Below are 18,331 nucleotides of genomic sequence, written 5' to 3'. Positions count from 1 at the left end.
CCAAGATTTCTCCACGCTCCGACCTGCTCATGCTTGTGCTGTTTACAGCTGCAATCCTGACAATGCCGATCTGGCTGGCACCGATTGGTGCCGGGTATCCAGACCTCTTGCAGAAGTTTGCGATTTTCGGCCTGTTTGCTCTGGGCTTCAACCTGCTGTTTGGCCTGACTGGCTATCTCAGCTTTGGTCATGCCGCTTTTCTGGGCATCGGGTCTTACGCCGCGGTCTGGAGCTTCAAACTGCTGGGAATGAACCCTATTCCAGCACTGCTCTTTTCCGTGGTGTTTTCCAGCCTGTTTGCGGTAGCTATTGGGTATATCTCGCTGCGCCGGTCAGGCATTTACTTTTCCATTCTGACGCTGGCGTTTGCGCAGATGAGCTATAATCTGGCGTACTCTGTGCTAACCCCAATCACCAATGGTGAGACTGGCTTGCGGGTGCTGCAATCTGACCCGCGGTTGTTTGACAGCTCTTCAGAAACCTCTGGTCCGCTGATCTCCAATCTGTTTGGGATTGAGATGACCGGGTACTCGGGTTTCTACTTCTGTGCTGTTCTGCTCATCATCGGGTTTTACATTTCACAACGCATTTTCCGCAGCCCATTCGGGATGATGCTGCGTGCGGTGAAATCCAACCAGAACCGCATGAGCTATACCGGCCTCAATACACGGCCTTACACTCTTGCTGCTTTCGTCATTTCCGGCACGTTTGCTGGTGTTGCAGGTAGCCTGCTGGCCGTGACAGATCCGCTTGCGGGTGCTGAGCGCATGCAGTGGACGGCATCTGGCGAGGTGGTTTTGATGACCATCCTGGGTGGTGCTGGCACACTGCTTGGGCCGATCCTAGGTGCAGGTCTCATCAAGTACTTTGAGAACATCTTCTCTGCATACAACGAGCAGACACTGCATGCCATTTTCTCCTTCCTGCCTGACTTCATGGAGGGAGCTGTGGTGAGCCTTGCAAGCTTGTTTGTGGGCGAAGGCTGGCATTTGACGCTTGGTTTGTTGTTCATGGTGATCGTGATCTTTCTGCCGGGCGGTATCATGGAAGGCTTCAACCGGATTACCAAGCTGTTCCGCCGGAGACCTTCGCGTGTTGGCAAGAGAGCAGGTCATTCGCATTCTCCAGCATCAGCCAATGCAGCGGAATAGAGAGAGGCAACCATGGAAATTCTTAGTGTTAAGGGCGTGAACAAGCGCTTTGGTGGCCTGAAAGCTCTCGATGATGTGAACCTTTCCATCGAGCAAGGGCATGTGCATGCCATCATCGGGCCAAACGGTGCAGGCAAATCCACATTGCTCAATTGCTTTGTAGGGCGCCTGATCCCTGATACGGGCTCTGTGACCTTTCTGGGCAAGGATCTCATTGGTGCTAAGCCGCATGAGATCAATCAGGCGGGTGTTTCCCGCGTGTTTCAGACGCCGGAGATCTTTGGTGATCTGACCTTGCAGGAAAACGTGATGATCCCGACGCTGGCCAAGCGAGATGGGGCATTCACTATGAACGCCTGGGCTCGTGTGGATGGTCAGGGCGAAATTCGCGACAAAGCCATGCATATGCTTGAGGATGTTGGCCTTGCTGAGAAGAAAGACATGAGGGCGGACTCGCTTTCTCGCGGCGACAAGCGGCGTCTGGAACTGGCAATGTGTCTGGTTCAGGACCCAAAACTGCTGCTGCTGGATGAGCCGACTGCAGGCATGTCGCGGGCTGATACCAACAACACCATTGATTTGCTGAAGCGTATTGGCGAACGCGGAATCACCAAGATTGTCATCGAGCATGACATGCATGTGGTGTTCTCCCTCGCCAGCAAGATCAGCGTTTTGGCGCAGGGTACTGTGATTGCTGAAGGGCAGCCGGAAGACATCAAGGGCGATCCACGCGTTCAGGAAGCATATCTGGGAGGGGCGCACGTATGACTATTCTCGAAGATCAATTCAAGGGCGCGACCGCTCCAGGTGTTACACCAGTGCGCTCCAAAGGTGGTGCTCCGGCTTATTTCTCAGCATGGGACCTGCACGCTTACTATGGCGAAAGCTATATCGTTCAAGGTGTTAGCTTTGATATTCGCGAAGGCGAGATCCTTGCGCTGCTTGGACGAAACGGGGCTGGGAAGACGTCCACTCTTCGCGCGATTGCCCGTGCCAGCGACCCTCAGCTGACACATGGTGAGATCTGGTTGGATCATAAGCCTATTCATGAGATGCCAAATTATCTGGCTGCCCAGAACGGGATCCAACTGGTGCAGGAAGATCGCCGGATCATTCCAGGGCTGACCGTGGAGGAAAACCTTCAACTGGCACAGATTTCAGAGCCACACGGGTGGTCGATTGAGCGTTTGTACGATCACTTCCCTCGCCTTGCCGAGCGTGCCAAGCAGGAGGCGGTGACCATGTCTGGCGGTGAACAGCAGATGCTGGCTGTGGCCCGTGCGTTGGCTCGTGATGTGAAACTGCTGTTGCTGGATGAGCCGTACGAGGGCCTTGCTCCGGTGATTGTTCAAGAGATTGAGCGCATTCTTGAGAACGTGAAGGAGTTGGGCATCACGACGATTATCGTGGAGCAGAATGCTGTGGCGGCCCTGCACCTTGCGGACCGTGCGGTGATTCTGGACATGGGCGAAGTGGTGTTTGATGGCACGGCGCAGGATGTGCTCGACAACGAAGAGCTTCGACAAACCTATCTGGCGATCTGACGTTTTTGCTTGCGCGTCAGCTCCGCAAAAGCAGGTTGCGTTAGTTCTTAGTCTGCAACTTGCTTTATTTTGCAGGGTGTCTCTGAGCATTTTTCAGCATGTTCAGAAATCCCGATCAAGTTCCCCCAAGGGCTATTGACCCTTTACCTGAGCCAGAGGATTCGTTCCTCTGGTCTTTTTCTTTTTCGGGGCATCATTTTTCAAAGAGTATCTAAGAACTGCTGATAGGTCAGAGGACCTTGGCGTGCAGGTTCATGACCCAGAAAGCGGTCTTGCCAGAAACTCAGGTAGAGGCTGGAGAAGTCAAAGGTTTCTGCCAGAATACGTTGTTTCTCTTCAAGCAGACGTTCACTGGTCAACTCACTCCAATCTTCAAGAACCACGACTGGCAAGTCCTCGAATAGCGGGTTCAGGCTTGAGGATTTGACGATGGGAATCGCCCCAAGAAACAGCGCTTCCCAAGTGCGGTGGCAGTCCATGCCGTCCCCAAAAGGGCTGATTGTGAAGAGGAACTGTGCGTTTTTACGCCAGGATTGCTCTCGGGGAAGATGGTCACCTTCGAAGTAAGCGGTAGAGTTATCCGCTATCTCCATCACCTCTGCTCTGTCTCCACGATGGGCTGCATGGTGCCAGTTGCAGTAGCCTCGGGCTTCTCGAACCTCCAACGGCGCGGCATCGGTAGCTACGACGCGCAGGCACTCTTCCTGCTCAAGCGGTGTCTGGAAGTCCCCCCAAGCGTGAGATTTGCGGGCTGTCATGGTGTGGTAGTCCAAGCCAATAGGCAGGTTGAAGACCTTTTCGTGCTCGATAGCCAGGTTCTGCGCGTACCATGCAACCAGCAGCGGATGGGAGAGCAGGTTCTTCAGATCGAGTGAGGACAGCGTGTTTGGCAGGGTCGTGTCCGGCCCAACGGGCAGATCACTGTCGCCGCTGAGCAGGACGAATGGCTGGCGAATGTGCAGTAGTTTGGTTTGGACGAAATGCGGCAGGGCATCAGTGGTGATGTAAAGCGTGGCACCTTCATGGTGATGCTCCAGCAACTCATCATCGAGCTCAGGCACCGAAGATTTCAGCTTCTGGTTCCGGCTTTGGCAGGCTTTGGCGAGGCCTCTGCTGGAGATAAACTTGCAGTGGTGTTCCTCTCTGTCTCGCGGCATCCACTGATAGGATTTGTATTGCAGCAATGAAAAGACCAACCAACCCTCCTGCGCTTTCCGATATCTAAGCGTGCACTGTTGTTTGGCGCCACTCTGAAATCTTTCCCACCATTTCCAGAGAACTCCCTATCCCCTTAGAGCTTGGTGCGTATTCTTGGCCAGACACTGCGGCCAGTTTTGGGGAATACGCCATAGAGTTGAATGGAATTTGAGAGATCCCATTGGTGCAGGATTACCATGATTTACCAAAGTGCATGCAGGATGGAACTGGCGCGCTAAAATCCATTGCAGTGCTTTTCAGCCAAGGATTTTACTGAAAGAAGGCCCATAGATGCGCTTCCTGTCCCAGCGCGATGAGGAACAGTCTCCTAAAAAAAACAAATCACAGCTTGAGGTGAGCTATGGCAATATTCCGCGCCATCGCACGCAGTTGCATCAGCGTCTTCTCGACCTGGGCTTGCCGACACAGCCTGTTATTCGTGAGGTGCTGGATTGTGCCCAGTACTACTCCCTCAAAGCCCATGAGGATTTGCTGGTACAAGGGCAAAGTGCGGACCGGTTTTTCATTATCCTTGAGGGAGATCTGGAGGTTATCAAAGAGGATCAGGATGGAGCCGATACTGTTCTTGGACACCTGAAAGCCGGTGATGTGGCGGGAGAACTGGCTTATATTCGCGCCCATGTAGGACCGCAAAGTTACATCGCAAGTGTACGAGCCAAGCGGGATACGGTTGTCGCTGCATTGAGCTGGAACCGGTATGGCACCTTGCCGACCTCGACTGAAACCAACTCCATGCTGTTTCGCTATTTTGCCCGGCAGGCGGCGCATCAGCTGGAACAAAGCAGCTCCCGCGTGTTGGAAGAGATCAAGATCCGATCCCGTCGATTGCAGGCCTATGCGGTTTTGCTGGTGGCGAACATGATCGCCATGTCGTCGTTTGCGTTGTTCATCAGCCTCTACAAAAATACGTTTGATGATTACGGCTACGGCTTCATTGCGATGACGGTTTACAGTTTGAGCCTGAACTTCATTCTCGCGGCTATTCTGTTTTACATCATGAAAAACCTCTATTTGCCGCCACGCATCTTCGGGCTTGAGTTCAGTCATCTCCCAAGCCAGTTTGGTTATGGGGTGGTTATGACTGTTCCGATTATTCTGGTGATGGCAGTTATCCGGTACATTGTGCACCCCTCAGAAGAGTCGTTTTCCTTCTACTTTCTCGCGCATCAGGTACAGGGGCCATTCATGGGGTGGCCAGAGGTGGCGTTTGCGATTTTTTATGCACTGGTGATGTGCCCTATTCAGCAGTTCATTGTGAGGTGTGGCATGCAGGTTCCTGTGACAGCCGCGCTGGGGCCGCATAAGCTTTCCTCTGTGTTCTGGGGCAACTTTGCTGCTTCTGTTGCCTTTTCCATCATCCATCTGCCCTATTCCAAACTGGCCGTTTTGCTGACGTTTATGGTGAGTTTTTATTGGGGCGTGATGTTCCAGTATCGCCGGTCATGGGTGGCGGTTTCCACCAGCCACGCGATTGCCGGGCTTGCGGCATTTTACTGGTTCGCCTTGCTGCGTGTAGCCTAACAAAAAAGGCGCCAGAGGCGCCTTCTTCATTGTCATCAGGATCATTCTCAGATCAATTTTCAGATGGTTTGTCTTCCTTGGCATCAATGGCCAGTTCACCACCGGAACCTCTTGCCGCACGGCCTTCCTCAATGGTCCAACCAGCCTTTTCGCGCATCCATTGGAAGCTGACGTAAAGGGTCGGGATGAGGAAGATACCGATAGTTGCTGAGAACAGCATACCTGCCAGCACCGGCACACCCACCGCAACCATGGCTCCAGCACCCGGGCCGGATGCAATGACCAACGGAACAAGACCTGCGGAGAAGGCAAGTGATGTCATCATCACCGGACGAAAGCGCAAGCGAGCACCTTCAATCGCGGACTCGTAGATTCCCATGCCATCAATGCGTTTTTCGAGTGAGAACTCGTTCATCAGGATCGCATTTTTACCCGCCAGTGCGATCAGAATGACCATACCAATCTGCGCATACAGGTCGAACGCCAGACCAAAGATCCAGAGGCTCAGCAAGGCACCTGCCAAGGCCGGAGCGACCGAAAGCAGAACGGGAATTGGTGTGTTCCAACTTTCATAAAGCGCCACAAGGAACAGATAGGCAAACAGGAAGGCAAGTCCCAGTACCAGTGCAGTTTGACCCGCAGCTTCTTTCTGTTCCAGTGCCAGTCCCGTCCACTCATAGGCATAGCCTTTTGGCAGGGCTTTGGCCGCGACACCATCCATCGCCGTCAAAGCTTCACCCAAGCCTGCACCGGGGGCTGCATTGCCGTTGAACGCGACTGCGCGGTAATTGTTGTAGCGGGTGATGGTGTTTGCCCCGCGTGACAGCTCAGTGTGCACGACGGAGGACAGTTCAACCATCTCACCTGTGTCTGAACGGACAAAGATGGAGCCGATGTCCTCAACACCAGAGCGATACTTCTGCTCTGCCTGCAGGCGGACGGTCCATGTGCGACCATAGAGGTTGAAATCGTTGATGTAATAACCGCCCAGCGTGGCTTGCAATGCGTTGTAAACACTTGCCACGTTCAGGCCAAGCACCTGAGCACGCTCACGATCCAACTTCACATTCAATTGCGGGGTGTTTGCATTGAAGGTGGTGAAGAAGGAAGCGATATCCGGCGCTTCATTAGCCGCTACAATCAGGGAGCGGGAGATTTGCGCAAGGACCGTTGGATCCTGACCTTCCAGCGCCTCCATGATGAACTCAAAGCCGCCTACCGTGCCGAGACCATCGATTGCGGCTGGATTGACCGGGAAGAAGGTTGCTTCGGGAATACCTGCCAAAGCTCCGTATGTTCTGTAAACGAAGGCGAAAGAAGACAGTTCACGTGATGGACGTTCTTCATAATCCTTGAGTTTGACGAAGAAAACGCCTGCGTTTGGTGATGAGCCGCCACCTGCCAGCAGGTCGAGCCCGATGATCATTGTGGTGGAGTTGACTGCCGGGTCTTTGCGGATGATATCGTCGGCTTTGCGCATGACCGCTTCAGTACGGTTGCGAGACGCACCCGGTGGCAGATTGACCAGCACCATGGCGTAGCCTTTGTCTTCATCCGGGACAAAGCCATCTGGGGTGTTGGAAACAACCAGGAAACCAAAGAGCGCGAAGCCCACCACGACAGGAAGCGAAAGCAGCGACATTTTTGCGATGCGCTTTATTAAGCCAGCATAACCATGGCCGACGTCATCAATCTTTTTGGAAACCTTGGCCATGACGCCTGTCAGATCTTCTGACTTCATCAAGATGGCGCAAAGAGCTGGAGACAGTGACAATGCGTTGATGGTGGAGATCACCATTGCCGCGGAGATGGAGACCGCGAACTCTCTGAAGAGTACACCGGACGATCCCGGCAAGAAGGCCACAGGCACGAACACGGAGAGCAGCACCAGCGTGGTTGCGAGCACGGGGGCTGCAATTTCGCTGACCGCTTTTGATGTTGCCTGAGCCGGTGTGAGATCGGGGTGCTCATGCATAATGCGTTCAACGTTCTCAACCACGATGATCGCATCATCCACTACGATGCCGATGGCAAGCACCAAGGCCAGCAGTGAGATGGTGTTGGCCGTGTAGCCCATCATGAAGGCCACTGCGACAGCACCGATGATGGATACGGGTACCGCTATCAGCGGAATGAGGGTTGCACGGAACTTACCGAGGAAGACGTAGACCACGATGGTCACAAGCACGAAGGCTTCCAGCAGCGTGTGGATCACCTTCGAAATCATCTCATTCACGAAGAGGGAGGTATCGAAGATGGAGATGTATGTGAGGTCTTCCGGGAAGCGCTCTGCCAGAAATGCGATACGCTCGTTGACCGCTTCTGACACAGCCACAGCGTTTGCACCCGGAGACAGGTAAATCCCCACCATCGCTGTTGGTTGCTGGTTGTATTCTGCCAATATGTCATAGGAGGCGCTGCTGAGTTCTACGCGGGCGACGTTTCTCAGGTGAACCACAGAGCCATCAGGATTTGCACGCAGAACGATGTTCTGAAACTCTTCAACCGTGTTCAAACGGCCTTTCGCCGTGACGGTGAGCTGGAGCTGCTGATCAGCGGCCAGAGGAGCTGCACCGATACGACCGACAGCAGCTTGTTTGTTTTGTGATTGGACCGCAGAGATTACGTCTTCTGCTGTCAGGTTGAGGGCTCTGAGTTTGACCGGATCCAGCCAGATGCGCATGGAGTAATCCTGCGCGCCGAATACGCTGGCATCACCCACACCTGGAATACGCTTCAGTTCGTCTACGATGTTGATGGTGACGTAGTTGGAAATGAAGAGGCCATCATGTGTCTCATCTGGCGAATAGAAGGAAATCGCTTGCAGGAGGTCACCGGCCTTTTTGGTGACGTTGACACCCTGATCCCGGACTTCCTGCGGTAGCTTGCTCTCAATGGTGCTTATTCGGTTCTGAACGTTCACCGCATTGATATCGGGGTCTGTTGTCAGATCGAAGTAGACTGTAAGCGAGTAGGTGCCATCACTGGAAGACGACGACTTCATATAGCGCATGCCGTCTACGCCGTTGACTGCCCCTTCAACAAGCTGGCCAACACTCTCTTCCACCGTTAGCGCATCCGCGCCGATGTAAGTGGCGTTAACCTGCACGGTTGGGGGAGCAATGGTCGGGTATTGTGATACCGGAATTGAATAAATCGAGATCGCACCGACCACGACTATGAGAATCGAAATCACCATCGCCAGCCGAGGCCGGCGAATAAACATGTCATAGATCATGGTTTATTGACCTGCCAGCTGTGCGTTGACTTTAATTCCAGGGCGAACTTTCTGGATGCCGGATGTGATCACCAGATCACCTTTTTCGAGGCCACTTCCAACAATAACAAGACCGTTGATCTGATCGACAACGGCGATGCGCTGTTGCTCAACCACGTCTTCGTCATTCACCTTCAGCACATACGGGCCTTCCTGATCCAGCAGCAGTGCGGATTGAGAGACAACCAGAACTGGGGTGGCATCTTTGGCGTTGGCAACGACATCAACCAGCTGGTGGTCAAACAGCAAGTGGTCAGGATTTTCAAAGATAGCATAAGCGGTGACAGTGTCTGTGCCCGGGTTGGCTTCTGCTTCAAGGAAGTCCAATTTTCCGTTGTGCTGGTAGAACTTGCCGTCTGACAGGCGAATTCGAATGAGTATGTTATTGGTGACGAAGTTGTTGGCGCGCTGAGATTGCAAGATCAGTGCTTGTGGAACCGGGAACGCCACGCGAATGGGGTTCAATGACGTGATGGTTGCCAGAGTTCCGCTGTTGGCATTGACGTAGGCACCTTCTTTAAAGGCAGCGGTTCCGATCTGACCATCCAACGGAGCACGGATTTCGGTGTAGCTCAGATCCAACTCGGAGAGCTTCAAGTCTGCCTGACGCAGAGCCAGTGCGGCGTTGGCCTCTTTCAGGTTTGCGCGGGCTGTATCGAGTTCGGAGACAGAGATCGTATCCCGGTTGACGAGCTGCTCCTTGCGGTCAAAGTCAACTTTTGCCAAATCAACCTTCGCCTGGGCACTTTCCAGATTGGCTTGGGATTGCTCTACTGAGAACTCATAGGGCTCCTGCTGAATCACAAAGAGCAGGTCGCCTTGCTGAACTGTCTGGCCTTCTTTAAATTCCAGCGGCTCCAGAAACCCGCCGACACGGGCAATGAGCGCGACCTGACTGATTGCTTCGGTACGGCCAGAGAAAATGCGTTCTTCTTCAATAACTTCTTCGCGTGCAGGTTCAACAATAACACCTGGAGGGGGGGGAGTTTCCTGAGCAAAGACTGCCGAGGAGAAAAGAAATGTGCCAAGAGACGCCCCCAGAAATGCGAGGGCGGCTTTGCGCGTTGATGAAAGCAGATTTCCATTCCGGCCGGCAGGGAATTCCATTTTATTGTTCATTTTTTACTCTTACACATTGAGAATTGCTGGCAGCACTTGCCTAACATTACCTTAGGGAAGTGACTCAATCCTTGATGGCTTTGGGCACAGCTCTATCCTTCGCTGCCAAGGTCCCCTGGCAACGTTCAAATCAAGTCAGACTGAGAAGTGCATTTGTCCTCCCACTTTCGTGAGGGGAAGCCCGTGACTGGTGTCACAAAAAGCGGTTTCTGGAAAATTTTACCCCTTGTTCGCCTGCGCCAAGTGCACAAGCTGAGTAGTTTCTGTCCAGAATTGCTGGCGGATTTCTTTGCTCAGGATTTGCGTGTCCGGCGGGATTTTTGTTCCGCATTCGTAGAACCCTCCAGTCTTGCCCGCAAAGTCCGGAGAGAGCAGCATGTGCATAGCTGGTAAGGCTGCATAGGGGGCAGATTTGCCGACCAGCGAGCTTTTCATGCCTAGCCAGAACCGCCTCATGGCGCTGTAACCCTGCATTTGCTTTGTCAGCACAAGGCCGGGTCCGAACGCGTTGATGCAGATGTCTGTGTCCTTCAGCTGATCAGCCAGTTCCATCAAGAAGAGCAGATTGCAGTTGGTGTGTGCTCTTCCTCGGTCCCAACTATCTAGCTCACAGTCAGGATCGTTGAGGATGTTCAGGTCGGGTATTTCGAACTTTGTCACCGGGCTTGCAAACGAGACAACCCTTGGCGCTGATTGGTCCTTGAGTAGCGGTGTGATCTTTTTCAGCAGCTGAAATCGGCTGAGGTAGTTAACCGCAAACCCAGCCTCAATCCCCTCTCCTGTGATGCCGCGAAACCCCGGTGTTTCGGCAGCGCAGAGGACGATGCGGCTCAGGTTCGGCAGCTTTTGCGAGATCTCATCGGCGAGACGATCCACCTCTGAGATGAGAGAGAGGTCTGCCACAAAACCACGGTGGGAGCGATGGGGGCCGGCGTCGCCAACATCCTTGAGGACGGCACTTACTTTCTCCTTAGAACGCCCTACAATGACGAGGGTTTGGCCAGCATCTGCCAGACGGATCGCAAGCGCTCTGCCGATGCCATCCGTCGCGCCCGTTACCAGACAGGTGTTGTTGGTTGCCCGCCATTCCTCCAAATACCCGGGAGGTGGTGGCACCGGAATGGCCTTGGCTTTCTTCATGTCAGAAGTAGAGCAGAAACCCTTTAATCAGTTGCAGAATTTTTCGATAAACTCACTGAGGGAAAGCGTAAGGTTTTCTTGCTGGGTCAAGACAGCGCCGCTCACACGAAAGTTTATGCGTGACGAGCTTGAGTGACTTTGCAGAAATGCCCACATTTGCTAGTAGATTTTATCTGGGCGCGCTATCGGGATTGAGGGATCTAATTTTATGCAGGAAGCAATAACCGATTTCAGGGGCGCTTTGCGACGTCTGTATTTCGGGCAGACCACTGCTGGACGTTCCTGGCGTATCGGCTTGCTGATGTTTGATGTGGTCACGATCCTCTACTTCGTGCTGTCTGCAACGCTTCCTCAGCTGGAGAGCTATCCGCGGCTGGACTGGGCTATCGGGTTCATTCTGCTGATTGATTACGGGTTCCGCCTCACAATTGCGCTGAGGCCTGCCCGAGCGGCCTTTGACAGCACGGCCATTGCAGACCTCATTGTAATCCTGTCTTTGTTTGCTGAAGCCCTCATCGAGAACCTCGGCTTCCTACGCGTGATCCGCATGTTGCGGTTGCTGCGCTCCTACCATGTGGTGAAGGATCTGCGGGAGACGTTCTCGTGGTTCAAAGAGCATGAAGAGATCATCAACTCAGCGATGAACCTGCTGGTCTTCGTGTTTATGGTGAGCGCGATTGTTTATGTGATTGAGGCGCACCTGAACCCGGACATCAACTCCTACATGGATGCGCTGTACTTTACCGTCACAACGCTGACGACGACTGGTTATGGCGACATCACCATGACGGATACGATGGGCCGCGGGATTACAATCGTCATCATGGTGTTTGGCGTGGCACTGTTTTTGCGGCTGATCCAGACCATTTTCCGTCCGTCTAAAGTAAAATATGCCTGTCCTGATTGTGGCCTTAATCGTCACGATAATGACGCCGTTCACTGCAAGCATTGCGGCAATACTTTGCACATTCCCACGGAAGGGGAATGGCAGTAGGCCCTCTCGCGGTAAGCTGTAAATGACGGCATCAATTTTGAGAGTAAGACCGCCTTTGAGGCGTATGTTAGCATAAACAAAATTAATCTCGGCAATTCCTGGATTCATCCATGAGTTTCAATAGGTTTAATCCGAGAGAGCGGCAAGAAGTGGAATGGGCATGAGCCTTCTTACAAGTGCGATTACGTTTGCTACCGTGGTTATTTCCGAGTTGGTTCCCAATGCGACAATGGCAGAGGAAGCGACCTGTGGTGTGACTGCTCCCTGTGAAGTTGAGAGCGGTGAATACTATGTTGCACTTCCGGATTCTCCTGCTGATGATGAACAGATTGGCGCCATAATCTACCTGCACGGGTGGAAGGGCAAAGCTGATCGCGCCATCGAGAATAAAGCTTTGCGTAATCTTGCAAACGAGCTTGGCGTTGCTCTCATTGTCCCGCAGGGCATTGGCGGTTCCTGGTCCTATCCGGGCTCCCCGAGTCAGGATCGTGACGAGTTCAAGTTCTTCGATGAGATGCTGACAGACGTTTCTGACCGCTTCCCGATTGATCGTGAGAAGATCCTGCTCTCAGGCTTTTCCATGGGTGGTTCCATGGTTTGGAATCTGGCCTGCTATAAGGGTGAGAACTATGCTGGCTTCGCGCCGATTGCCGGTGCCTTCTGGGATCCTATCCCAGCAGCCTGCCCTTCTCCTTTGACCAACCTTTACCACACCCACGGGGTTGAAGATAAAACCGTTCCGATGGTGGGCCGAGCTATTGGCGCGAACTGGCGTCAGTCCGATGTGTTTGACAGTCTGGATGTCTGGAAACGACAAGCTGGTCTCTATGATATTGAGCCAACATCCATCAGCGCTGGTGAGTTGCAGTGTGATGTTTGGTCTGCCAAAGGCGAGAAGCTGGAGCTTTGCCTGCATGATGGCGGACACTCCATGAAAGCCAACTGGATCCGGCGCGCATGGCTTGATCTTGCCAACACAAAGCACTGGTAAAACCCACAGGTCCATCACGGTAGAAACTTCAAATTTCACGGGCCATCACGATACTGTGTGATTTTTCAGATTGTTGTGGTGGGCCTTTTCTGAGTGCTCTAACGTCTCTCCAAAATCTGCTGGATTGCTGTACATGACAGGGTCAGTCACCCTCCATTTGCGGTCAATCTTGCCTCAAAACCAATGGATTAGACGGTTTGAATTCTCTAGTAGACGGTGAACAGCACCAGTCCTCTACCACCAAAGGACCTTTGGATGGCCTTGTGGTGCTTGACCTTTCGCGCATTCTGGCAGGCCCAACCTGCACCCAGTTATTGGGTGATATGGGCGCTGAAATCATCAAGATTGAACACCCAACACGCGGGGATGACACCCGCAAATGGGGGCCTCCCTTCCTGAAAGGCAAAGGCGACACGGATACTGGCGAAAGCGCGTATTATCTCAGCTCCAACCGCAACAAACATTCTCTCGGCATCGACATGCGTTCTGAAGAAGGCGTGGAGATGCTCAAGGAGCTGGCGGCGACCGCTGACATCGTTATCGAGAATTTCAAGGTTGGTGACCTTGCCCGCAAGGGCCTCGGTTATGACGACCTGCGTGCGAAGAATGATCGGCTGATCTACTGCTCCATTACCGGTTTTGGCCAAACTGGCCCTTACTCACATAGAGCGGGCTATGATGCGCTGATTCAGGCCATGGGCGGGATCATGAGCATCACGGGCCTTCCTGAGGAGGAAGGTGGCAGCCCAACCAAGATCGGTGTCGGCATTGCTGATGTGATGTGCGGGATGTATGCCTGCAACGCCATTTTGGCAGCTCTGCACCACCGCGAGAAAAGCGGTGAAGGTCAGCACATCGACATCTCCTTGCTGGATTGTCAGGTGGCATGGCTGATCAACCAAGGCCTTTCCTATCTGACCGACGGTAACATCCCCAAACGGCTTGGCAATGCGCACCCAACCATCGTCCCTTATGAGACCTTCCCGGCCTCTGACAAGGACTTCATGGTGGCTGTTGGCAACGATGCGCAGTACCAGCGTTTCTGTGAGATTCTGGGGTGTCCTGAATTGAACACTGATCCTCGCTTTGCAACCAACGCTGACCGCGTGCGCAATCGTGCTGAACTGGTGCCTTTGCTGCGTCAGTTCACAATCAAACAGGGTGCGCAGCATTGGACGGATGAGCTAGAGGCTGTTGGCGTTCCGTGTGGTCCGGTGAATGATCTGGCTGGCGTGTTCAGCGATCCGCAGATTCTACATCGGGGTATGAAGATTTCTCTACCACACAAGCAATCTGATGATGGTCAGGTAAGCTTGATTGGTAACCCGATCAATTACAGCAAGACGCCTGTTACATACCGGAAGGCACCGCCGACCCTTGGCGAGGACAGTCTTGAAGTGCTGACCAAGTATCTACAAAAAACCAAAGAAGAAATTGACGATCTCGCTGCTCGCGGTGTCGTGTCACTGGGAGATTCATAATTATGCGCGGCGCTGATCTTATTGCTCAAAAACTGCATCAGGCTGGCAGTCAGTATGCCTTCGGGATTCCGGGTGGCGAAGTGCTGGCCCTTATGGATGCCCTGAACCTTGCTGGTTTAAAATTCAATCTGGTGAAGCACGAGAATGCTGGTGGCTTTATGGCTGAAGGCGCATGGCATGGCCTTGCACGCCAAGGCACGGATGCTCCTGTTGTTTTGCTGGCAACGCTTGGGCCGGGTGTGACCAACGCCGTCAACGTGATTGCCAATGCCTTTCAGGATCGCGTTCCGCTGATCTTCCTGACAGGCTGCGTAGATACCGCTGAGGCTGAGACCTATACTCATCAGGTGATGGACCATCAGCAACTGCTGCGTCCTATTGTGAAAGCCAGCTTCAAAGCAGCTCCGGGTGCGCTGAATGCCATGATGGATAAGGCGATTTCCATTGCCATGTCTGGTCAACCGGGGCCGGTGCACATTGATGTGCCGATCTCCGTTGCCGAAGGTGAAAGCGGCGAAACACAGAAAACACCGAACTATGGTGTTCGTGCTGCCCAGCTGCCATTTGGTGATGTGCTGGAGCAAGCGCGTGATTTGCTGGGCTCTGCTCAACGCCCTATCGCAATTGCTGGTGTTGATGCCGTCAATGTGGATGCAGGCAATGAGATTGAGGCGTTCTGCGAGGCCTATCAGATTCCGCTGATCACCAGCTACAAGGGCAAGGGGCTCATTCCTGAAGGCCATAAGCTTTCGCTTGGTGGAGCAGGCTTGTCGCCCAAAGCTGATAAGAACCTGATGCCTTTGCTGGCTGATGCGGACCTTGTTGTGCTGATCGGCTATGACCCCATTGAAATGCGCGTGAACTGGCGTAATCCGTGGAGTGAAGAGACATCAGTAATTGAGCTGACGCCTGTGTTGCGCAGCCATGGCATGCACTATGTGAGCCATACACTGGAAGGCGATGTGAAGCCGACCCTGATGGCTCTGACACCAGAAGATGAGGCCGGTATTGTTCCTGAAGAGAGCGATTGGCTTCGTGATCGTATTGCGCCAGCCAAGGAAAAGCTGAAGGCCGACTTTACTGCTGAAGAAAGTGGTTGGGGCCCAGCCACTGTGTTCCACGGCCTGCGGGAAGCCCTGCCGGATACCACTGTTGCAACTGCGGACAGTGGTGCGCACCGCATTCTGGTAAGCCAGATTTGGAAGAGCCACTCCCCGCGCACCATGCTGCAGAGTTCTGCCCTTTGTACGATGGCATGTGCCTTGCCGCTTGGCATCGGGCATAAGATGGCAAAACCAGAAGACCCGGTTGTTGTATTTGTAGGTGACGCTGGTCTGGAGATGGGTCTTGGTGATCTGGCGGTTCTACGAGATATGCAGGTGCCGTTTATTGTCTGTGTGCTGGTCGACGAGAGCTTGTCTCTTATTGAGCTGAAGCAGCGTGCGAACCAGAACCCTAATCTGGGCGTGGACTTCTCTGCAACCAACTTCCCTGCACTTGCTGACGCTTATGGCGGACATGGTGTTTGGGTGGATGATGCTGAGAGCCTTAAGAAAGAAGCGAAGGCAGCACTGGAGCGCGATACCTTCACCGTGCTTGCTTGCCGTATTGACCGTAGAGCCTACGACGGTAAGCTGTAGAACCATTCGCATTTTCGAGTGTGTCGCGGGAAAGGTGACACACTCTTTTTTTGATTTCTAAAGAGTGCCTCAGGTGTTGTCTGTGGCACGGTCTGCAATGCGCTGGAAGATCACATCCAGTTCCTCGCTTAGCGAGACCAGATCCTCAGAGGCGGTGGCTCGGTAAGGCTGGAAGACAAAGCTTGGCGTCTTCCATGACAGCGTTGCTGTGCCATCCGGATTTTCCGTCAGATAGAAGCGAACTGGCGCCTCAATACCTGCCTGCACACTTGCTGCCAGCATACGGCGCGCAAAGTCATTGCGGAACACACCAATCACGTAGTTGCCCGGAATCTCAAAGCCGTTTGCTTTAGCACCCCGGGAGGCACTTGCCATGCTGACGAGCAGCATGTCTTCTTCGCGAATGGCTTTTTTCAGGGAGTCCAGTAGCTCATCAATCGCCATGGTGGTTTCGATAACCCGCCAGCCATTGCGCGGCAGCACCTTGCCCTGCTGCGCTTGCTCTGTGGTGATTTGAGCCTGGGATGGTTGAAAAGCGGCCATAACGAACATCAATGTTCCAACAAAGCCGAGCATCCCCGTAAGGAGTTTCATGGTTCAATCCTTTTCGTAATGAAATGAGTTTAAAAGCGGGAGTTGAACAGGCTGTTGTTCAAGCTCCCTTGATTTTAATTGGCCAAGTTTTAGTCGTATCCGGCAGCTGGCTTCTATTTTGCGGTAACAGGTGCAGGATCCATTCCGATCAAATGACGGACACGGGTTCCAACCATGGACCCGGCAAAGGCGAAGACGAGCCACAACCAGCCATGTATGGAGCCGGAGGTTATGCCCCCGAGATACGCTCCGATGTTGCATCCGTAAGCAAGGCGCGCGCCGTAGCCGAGCAAGAGGCCTCCGACCACTGCAGTTCCAGCATCTCTGAGATTAATTTTTTTCACTGGATTGAACTTTCCGGCCAACCCAGCAGCAATCAGAGCCCCGAGCACAATGCCGAAATTCATGACGGATGTGGAATCGGCGAAGACAGATCTTTTGATCGCCCCAACCTGCCATTGCCAGTAAGGCCAGGTCTCTACCGGGATACCAATGGCATAGAAAAACTTTGCGCCCCAGAGTGCGAAGCCGGATGTCACGCCCCATGGGCGCTGCAACACAATGAACGTAAGAACGCAAACCAACGCCAACATCAACGCACCCAGAACATAGCCCCATTGGCCCTGAAAAAACCCGGTGGTTTTGCGGGATTTCTCTAGTTCACCCCATTGTTTTTTCTCGATAAACACCGAGAATATCGCAAAGGCGACCAGTGGCACAATGGTGATCAGTAGCGCAGGGACGACCCCATAGCCACGCACAAGCGAAAATGCCGGTAATCTTGGAAGAGAATTCCAGAATGAAAGGTGCGCTGTTGCAATTACGCTGCCTAAAATGAAGAAGGCAAGAGTGATCACCATGCGTGATGAGCCGCCTCCGACAGTGAACAATGTGCCTGATCCACAGCCTCCGCCGAGCTGCATTCCGATGCCAAAAATGAAGGCTCCGACAGCTGCTCCAACACCGAATGGAAACACGAAGCCACCGGTGCGTATGCCGATGTCTGGCCCGTATTGGAGGAGTGGGAAACTTATTAGACAAACCAATGAGATAAGCAGGAATTGAGCACGAAGGCCCTGCCCTCTTCGCTGGGTGACAATACGGCGCCATGCTGCCGTAAATCCGAAGCTCGTATGGTACAGCGCAACGCCTGCCAGAGCACCGATCAAGGCACCGCCAAAAACGCGCCAGCCGTTGTTCTGGAGTCCCAATAGAGCAACACCGGCCAACGCGACCAGCGCTCCGATGACGATCACAGATTGCGGTGATTGAATCTGTTGATCGATTTTTGTTTGTTGATAGCTACTCGTATTCGCCATGAATTCGCCACGTACTTAGTCTCAATTGGAGTAAGGACATTACACAGTGGGGACTAACTAGAAAATCAAGAAGCAGTGAACACTATTTCATCCGACAAACAGAAGATTATCACAAGGTAATAAATACTGGTATAATAGAACTTAATATCTAAAATCTTACTTATTATCACTATTAATAATAGTAGGTTTTTACAAGCAAGCTTCTATTTGACGCATATTTTTTCTTAGTGAATAGAATAGTGTTTTCTATTTCTTCATGAGGTTGAACTATATTTTCTACATAAACAAAGCTTGCTGATATTAAACACCATTTTGTGTGTTGAACGTCATCGCCAGTTTTGA

The 18,331-nt window shown here is 52.9% G+C and carries 14 protein-coding genes; 8 read left to right on the top strand and 6 right to left on the bottom strand.

The genetic code is table 11. The annotated features are described in order from the left end of the window. Positions 1–29: 29 nt before the first annotated feature. The 3 genes from PsAD46_RS03980 to PsAD46_RS03970 are packed head-to-tail and all read left to right on the top strand — an operon-like array spanning position 30 to position 2,695. On the top strand, positions 30–1,151 hold the full coding sequence (locus PsAD46_RS03980) for a branched-chain amino acid ABC transporter permease (RefSeq protein WP_244273171.1): 1,122 nt from the start codon (positions 30–32) through the stop codon (positions 1,149–1,151). Between the two features lie 12 nt (positions 1,152–1,163). After that, complete coding sequence (locus tag PsAD46_RS03975; protein WP_057461712.1) at positions 1,164–1,919, top strand: ABC transporter ATP-binding protein; 756 nt, start codon at positions 1,164–1,166, stop codon at positions 1,917–1,919. Beyond that, positions 1,916–2,695 carry an ABC transporter ATP-binding protein gene (locus PsAD46_RS03970; RefSeq protein ID WP_063294136.1) on the top strand — a complete coding sequence of 260 codons (780 nt, stop codon included), beginning with the start codon at positions 1,916–1,918 and terminating at the stop codon, positions 2,693–2,695. Before PsAD46_RS03975 ends, PsAD46_RS03970 begins: the two co-directional genes overlap by 4 nt. Before the next feature lie 200 nt (positions 2,696–2,895). Here PsAD46_RS03970 and PsAD46_RS03965 read toward each other — a convergent pair whose 3' ends face one another. After that, a complete protein-coding gene (locus PsAD46_RS03965; RefSeq protein ID WP_208981654.1) occupies positions 2,896–3,891 on the bottom strand; it encodes a hypothetical protein in 996 nt (331 codons plus the stop codon). Positions 3,892–4,183: 292 nt separating this feature from the next. Here PsAD46_RS03965 and PsAD46_RS03960 point away from each other — a divergent pair, with 292 nt between their 5' ends. Next, on the top strand, positions 4,184–5,434 hold the full coding sequence (locus PsAD46_RS03960) for a cyclic nucleotide-binding domain-containing protein (RefSeq protein WP_057461710.1): 1,251 nt from the start codon (positions 4,184–4,186) through the stop codon (positions 5,432–5,434). Positions 5,435–5,486: 52 nt separating this feature from the next. Here PsAD46_RS03960 and PsAD46_RS03955 read toward each other — a convergent pair whose 3' ends face one another. The 3 genes from PsAD46_RS03955 to PsAD46_RS03945 all read right to left on the bottom strand — a co-directional run bounded on the left by PsAD46_RS03955 (position 5,487) and on the right by PsAD46_RS03945 (position 10,970). Then, positions 5,487–8,672, bottom strand: a complete 3,186-nt coding sequence (locus tag PsAD46_RS03955) for an efflux RND transporter permease subunit (RefSeq protein ID WP_063306163.1) — start codon at positions 8,670–8,672, stop codon at positions 5,487–5,489. Between the two features lie 3 nt (positions 8,673–8,675). After that, positions 8,676–9,830, bottom strand: coding sequence for an efflux RND transporter periplasmic adaptor subunit (locus PsAD46_RS03950; RefSeq protein ID WP_208981653.1), 1,155 nt, complete (start codon positions 9,828–9,830; stop codon positions 8,676–8,678). 219 nt (positions 9,831–10,049) lie between these two features. Next, a complete protein-coding gene (locus PsAD46_RS03945; RefSeq protein WP_063306162.1) occupies positions 10,050–10,970 on the bottom strand; it encodes an SDR family NAD(P)-dependent oxidoreductase in 921 nt (306 codons plus the stop codon). Between the two features lie 208 nt (positions 10,971–11,178). Here PsAD46_RS03945 and PsAD46_RS03940 point away from each other — a divergent pair, with 208 nt between their 5' ends. The 4 genes from PsAD46_RS03940 to PsAD46_RS03925 all read left to right on the top strand — a co-directional run bounded on the left by PsAD46_RS03940 (position 11,179) and on the right by PsAD46_RS03925 (position 16,076). Next, entirely contained in the window at positions 11,179–11,964 is a 786-nt protein-coding gene (locus PsAD46_RS03940; RefSeq protein WP_063306161.1) for a potassium channel family protein, read from the top strand. Between the two features lie 160 nt (positions 11,965–12,124). After that, entirely contained in the window at positions 12,125–12,955 is an 831-nt protein-coding gene (locus PsAD46_RS03935; RefSeq protein WP_208981652.1) for an alpha/beta hydrolase-fold protein, read from the top strand. Positions 12,956–13,152: 197 nt separating this feature from the next. Next, a complete protein-coding gene (locus tag PsAD46_RS03930) occupies positions 13,153–14,436 on the top strand; it encodes a CaiB/BaiF CoA-transferase family protein (RefSeq protein ID WP_063306159.1) in 1,284 nt (427 codons plus the stop codon). A 2-nt stretch (positions 14,437–14,438) separates the two neighbouring features. Beyond that, complete coding sequence (locus PsAD46_RS03925) at positions 14,439–16,076, top strand: thiamine pyrophosphate-binding protein (RefSeq protein WP_063306158.1); 1,638 nt, start codon at positions 14,439–14,441, stop codon at positions 16,074–16,076. Between the two features lie 69 nt (positions 16,077–16,145). On the opposite strand, the gene PsAD46_RS03920 is transcribed toward PsAD46_RS03925, so the two are convergent. After that, on the bottom strand, positions 16,146–16,670 hold the full coding sequence (locus PsAD46_RS03920) for a DUF302 domain-containing protein (RefSeq protein WP_063286625.1): 525 nt from the start codon (positions 16,668–16,670) through the stop codon (positions 16,146–16,148). 113 nt (positions 16,671–16,783) lie between these two features. Beyond that, on the bottom strand, positions 16,784–17,989 hold the full coding sequence (locus tag PsAD46_RS03915) for a YeeE/YedE family protein (RefSeq protein WP_063286624.1): 1,206 nt from the start codon (positions 17,987–17,989) through the stop codon (positions 16,784–16,786). Positions 17,990–18,331: the final 342 nt, after the last annotated feature.

This window comes from Pseudovibrio sp. Ad46 (genome assembly GCF_001623065.1).
Lineage (GTDB): Bacteria > Pseudomonadota > Alphaproteobacteria > Rhizobiales > Stappiaceae > Pseudovibrio.
Note: the sequence above shows the minus strand (reverse complement) of the source record. Positions and strands in the feature narration are given on the sequence as shown.

Coding starts and splice junctions, on each gene's coding strand:
- PsAD46_RS03980 (WP_244273171.1), top strand. CDS start 30: ATGCTTGTGCTGTTTACAGCTGCAATCCTGACAATGCCGATCTGGCTG.
- PsAD46_RS03975 (WP_057461712.1), top strand. CDS start 1,164: ATGGAAATTCTTAGTGTTAAGGGCGTGAACAAGCGCTTTGGTGGCCTG.
- PsAD46_RS03970 (WP_063294136.1), top strand. CDS start 1,916: ATGACTATTCTCGAAGATCAATTCAAGGGCGCGACCGCTCCAGGTGTT.
- PsAD46_RS03960 (WP_057461710.1), top strand. CDS start 4,184: ATGCGCTTCCTGTCCCAGCGCGATGAGGAACAGTCTCCTAAAAAAAAC.
- PsAD46_RS03955 (WP_063306163.1), bottom strand. CDS start 8,672: ATGATCTATGACATGTTTATTCGCCGGCCTCGGCTGGCGATGGTGATT.
- PsAD46_RS03950 (WP_208981653.1), bottom strand. CDS start 9,830: ATGAACAATAAAATGGAATTCCCTGCCGGCCGGAATGGAAATCTGCTT.
- PsAD46_RS03945 (WP_063306162.1), bottom strand. CDS start 10,970: ATGAAGAAAGCCAAGGCCATTCCGGTGCCACCACCTCCCGGGTATTTG.
- PsAD46_RS03940 (WP_063306161.1), top strand. CDS start 11,179: ATGCAGGAAGCAATAACCGATTTCAGGGGCGCTTTGCGACGTCTGTAT.
- PsAD46_RS03935 (WP_208981652.1), top strand. CDS start 12,125: ATGAGCCTTCTTACAAGTGCGATTACGTTTGCTACCGTGGTTATTTCC.
- PsAD46_RS03925 (WP_063306158.1), top strand. CDS start 14,439: ATGCGCGGCGCTGATCTTATTGCTCAAAAACTGCATCAGGCTGGCAGT.
- PsAD46_RS03920 (WP_063286625.1), bottom strand. CDS start 16,670: ATGAAACTCCTTACGGGGATGCTCGGCTTTGTTGGAACATTGATGTTC.
- PsAD46_RS03915 (WP_063286624.1), bottom strand. CDS start 17,989: ATGGCGAATACGAGTAGCTATCAACAAACAAAAATCGATCAACAGATT.